This is a genomic window from Allobosea sp. P4_C6 (genome assembly GCF_056402015.1).
In genome coordinates, this window is the sequence record NZ_JBFUIF010000130.1 from 1 (window position 1) to 3,932 (window position 3,932).

The following is a 3,932-nucleotide window of genomic DNA, read 5'->3' on the forward strand; positions in this document are numbered from 1 at the left end:
CTCTACCACGCCGGCACCCAGCGCGATCTTAAGCGAGATTGATCCGCGCGATGCGCCGAAGAGCCCGATCGATTTACAGGCGCCACGTCCTCCGTTGAAATAGGCGACGCGACCGCCGGCGTTCAGGGCTTTATCTCGAAAACCTCGGCGGAATCGGCATCTTCGCGCAAGCATTTGTAAGAGGCGTGACGTAGCTTTCCGTCATCCGTCCAGGCTCGGAACTCGACCTCCGCGACCAACGCTGGCGTGAGCCAGCGATACGCCTGTCGACGCCCCTTCATGCAGAGCGCCGGCTTCAGGATTATGAGTTCGTCCATCTGCTTGCGAAGCGCTGTTGCGTCGGCGTCGCAGAATCCAGTGCCGACGCTGCCGATGTAGACCAGTCGGTCTCCTTGGCATCCCGCGAGAATCAGCCGGCCGATCCCGCCCGGCGCGGCTGTCGAGGGCTCATAGCCGACAATCACGAAACGCTGGGCTTGGACGCAGTTGGACTTGACCCAGTCGCCACTGCCCCGCCGCCGGGCGATCGGCCCTTGATCATCCCCCCCAACCCAGCCCTGAGAACTTGACGCGCACACATGGAACCACCCACCAATGAACCGATTCGCCAACGAGCGGCGGAATGTTTCGTTCCGTTAGGGAACGTGGTCAGTCAGGCGGTCGGGGAACACGGCCTTAGCGCTGCTTGCACAGGGCGCCCATTTGAAACTTCCAAGGATAGGCCGGACTTTCTGAGGTCTCGGAAAGCTCCCCTTTACGCGTCTGTGGCTGGATTGGGCGTCGCCGCGCGAGCGAGCCGTTGCCGACCGCCTTGCCTTTTATGTACCCAATGGCATCTGGTGAGGGCTCGCGTCATGGAGGCTGGCCTGCTCGTCATTGTCTTCGTGGCCGGATTCCTGACGGGCTTTTCGGTAGGCGAAAGGCGCTGGAAGAAATCTGCTTTTGAAGCACTGGATCTGCTCGACCGCATGATTAACGATTTGCGGCGCAACACGTCGAAACGAGGCGAATAGATACGGTAGCCCAGGCCGTGGATCTTCAGGCGATCCGCGATCGGTCGGGTCCACTCTTGACGCGATAGAGGCGCGTTTGGCTCGAGCGCTCCGATGACGACCGCCCCGACGCCAGGCGCGGTCATCAGCCGCCGGCACACGGGATCCTGGCGAACCAATTCGAGCAGCATTTTGTGCTACACAACGGTTGGGACAAGAACGATCCTAAGGACGCCCAGGTCATCCTGCACATGCTGCGGATCGGTGCCACGCAGGCCTATGTCGACCCGTTGGCCGCCGGCATCAACGATCTCCAGGAGTTGTCGATGTCGCACAAGACGATTTAGAAGGCCAAGACGCAGACCTGGCACCGCATCCTGACGCATTACCTGCCGCTGTACTTTCCGGAGATCGGCCGCTTCGCCGGCAATAGCCGCTCGGATTGGTTCCTGGCACTGATCGAGCGCTTCCCGACACCCGGCAGCATCACCGCACTGGAAGGGGAAGCGTTCGTGGCCGAGGCCTGGTCTCTGGTCGGCCGCAAAGTATCCAAGGCTCGGCTGATCAACGATATCTACGAGACGGCTTGCTCATCGATCGCGTTGCCCGTGCCGGAGGAAAGCGCGGCGATCACGATGTTCCGGATGATTATTGCCCAGGCTCGGGCCTGATCCGGGAGCGCAATCGGATCGAAGAGATCGCTCAGGTCACGCTGGCCGATCATCCCGACTACCGGTTGCTGCGGCGGATCCCGGGAATCGGACCGATCAACGCTCTGACAATCCTGGCCGAAGCCGGAGACCTGCGGCGGTTCGGCCATCACCGCCAGTTCCTGAAGTTCTGCGGCCTCGACCTCGCTACCTGCCAATCCGGCACGTTCCGCGGTCGGACCTCGCACCGCCAACCACGAGCGCTCGCTACGCGCGATAACGATCAAAGGCTGTGAGCCGGATCGTCAGCGGCTCTGCATCCTCCCAGCAATAGATTTCGGTACGGAGATAGCGAAATTCCTCTTCCTGGAGCTCGTCATCGATCTCGATCCACCAGGCTCGCGGCTTGCCGTCGCTGCCGTCCGACCAGCGATACCCCCTGCCCTTAAGGTGATCCTTCATGTCGAAAGGCGCATTCTCAGCGTAGATGCAAACGCGGCTGCGCTCGCTCGATCGCAAGAGTTCGAGAAAGGGACTCGACCCACCCTCTCCCACCGGCCTCGCCAGGACTTCCAACAAGGCGTTGCAATCATCTGTCGCGCGGTGGCCCTCATGGAACAGCCCGGATTGGCCAACGAGGTAGCCGAGCTTGTTTCCCTCGAAGCCAAGATCCGCCCAAGGGATCTCTCTGACCGAACAGCCCCAGGCTTTCGACGCGAAGGTCGGAGAGAGCTTTTCGCAGAACGGGCGGTCGAATGCGGCATTATGGGCGATGACGAGATCCGCGGGCTCGATCAGCGCATCCAACGCTGCCACATCGATCTCGCGACCAGCGACCATATCGTCGGTGATGCCGGTCAGCCGTGTGATTTCCGCCGGGATCGGCTCCGACGGTTGTCGCAGGCCACTGTAGATGCCGACGACGTCGCCGATCGCTCCCTCGTCGTCATAGGTGAAAGCGACAGCGCCAATTTCGATGATCTCGTCTTTGGCGTAATTGAGCCCTGTCGTTTCCGTATCCATTAAAACCGCAAGGTTCGGAAATGCGCTCTCCGCGCGCGGGATGATCGGACGCTGCACGAGCTTGCGCAGGATTCTGTAGCGACCGCCCTGCTCCAGCCGTTGTGCGGCCTCCTCGTCATCCCAGCCGGGCGGATTGGATGGACTATCCAATTTCCGCTTGCGCGGCGTAGCTCTCGGCGTTTCCCGATAGCCAGGCGCATCATCGAAGAGGTCAAACTGGCTTGAATTGCTCTTCAAGGCTGAGCCCTTGCTGCTTTCGTTATCACGGACCACCCTCTACTCCTGGGACGACGTTCTCCATGCTAGCGAGCGACCGTGCCCCGCGTGCCAGTCGCCTTGGAGCAGCGGGATACCTCTAAATGCTTCGAGCTACTGCTGGGGCGCAAGTCAGGCCAGATCATCCAGCAGCGCGCAATCCCCGCGGTCGTGTTTCACAGGACCGATCTCGACGATCAATCGATTGTCATGATCGCTTACGGTCGCTTCGGCGAACAGCATGCGTCGTCGCTCCACATCTCATCGGTTTCGCGCTTGTGATCGCCGGGCGCAAATAGCCCTGCAGCCCGCGCCATGGCGAGGGATTTCGACATTCGATCGCGCATCGACCGACTGCCCTTTTGGGCAGTTTTCTGCTCGTTCGCGGATTTGTCTGCTTCTCCTTTGGAGGTCGCGGAAAAACTGTCGGGTTCCCTGGTCAGCTTATCGACCTCCGGATTCTTGATATTAGGAGGCATGGAGGACGTCCTTCAGCATTCTCCGATCCGAGGATCGCTTCCTCAATACGGCACGGCTAATCGGCTTTTTCTCCGATATCGCTCCAAGGTGCGACGAACCAGATCTGCCTCATCCAGCGCGACATGGGCCACACAAGCCACGATATTGGCAAGGCGCGCGCTCTCCGGCTCCTGGTCGCGTCGGGAATACCGAACCGGATCTCGCTCCACACCGTGTCGAGAGCGCCCTGGGCACGGGCGACATCGACAGGATCACTCAGCGACGAAARCGGCATGATCGAACAATCATAGGCACTGCCGACGGCACGACCTAGCGAATTCCAGCGCTGCTCAAGCAGCAGGATTGATCGTTTCGGCCACCGCTCGCTCGGATTCCTCAGTCACTCCGAAGGTGAGAGCCTGACCACTCGACCAGAGATCGACGGCAGCATGCGTCGCCTTGGCAAGGGCGAGCATGGGCCTGCGCGTGCCCAGGGCCCGTTTGCGGCCGCCGCGTCGGCGGACCTGCAACTTCTCCTCGCTATAGAGCCGTC

Annotated in this window: 4 protein-coding genes and 1 pseudogene; 2 read left to right on the forward strand and 3 right to left on the reverse strand. The window is 61.0% G+C overall.

Annotated features, from left to right (window positions below):
* Window positions 1–122: 122 nt before the first annotated feature.
* On the reverse strand, window positions 123–464 hold the full coding sequence (locus AC1DVA_RS26720; RefSeq protein ID WP_265055184.1) for an ATP dependent DNA ligase: 342 nt from the start codon (window positions 462–464) through the stop codon (window positions 123–125).
* Between the two features lie 390 nt (window positions 465–854).
* Between AC1DVA_RS26720 and AC1DVA_RS26725 the strand changes: the two genes are divergently transcribed.
* The gene (locus AC1DVA_RS26725; protein WP_265055185.1) at window positions 855–1,013 is read left to right on the forward strand and encodes a hypothetical protein; all 159 of its coding nucleotides are present in this window, start codon (window positions 855–857) and stop codon (window positions 1,011–1,013) included.
* A gap of 176 nt (window positions 1,014–1,189) precedes the next feature.
* A pseudogene (locus tag AC1DVA_RS26730) lies at window positions 1,190–1,884 on the forward strand (transposase); the annotation flags it as partial.
* A gap of 25 nt (window positions 1,885–1,909) precedes the next feature.
* Here AC1DVA_RS26730 and AC1DVA_RS26735 read toward each other — a convergent pair.
* On the reverse strand, window positions 1,910–2,938 hold the full coding sequence (locus tag AC1DVA_RS26735) for a 3'-5' exonuclease (RefSeq protein WP_476807902.1): 1,029 nt from the start codon (window positions 2,936–2,938) through the stop codon (window positions 1,910–1,912).
* Between the two features lie 791 nt (window positions 2,939–3,729).
* Window positions 3,730–3,932, reverse strand: a 203-nt coding sequence (locus AC1DVA_RS26740) for a hypothetical protein (protein ID WP_476807903.1), incomplete at its 5' end; no start/stop codon positions are given.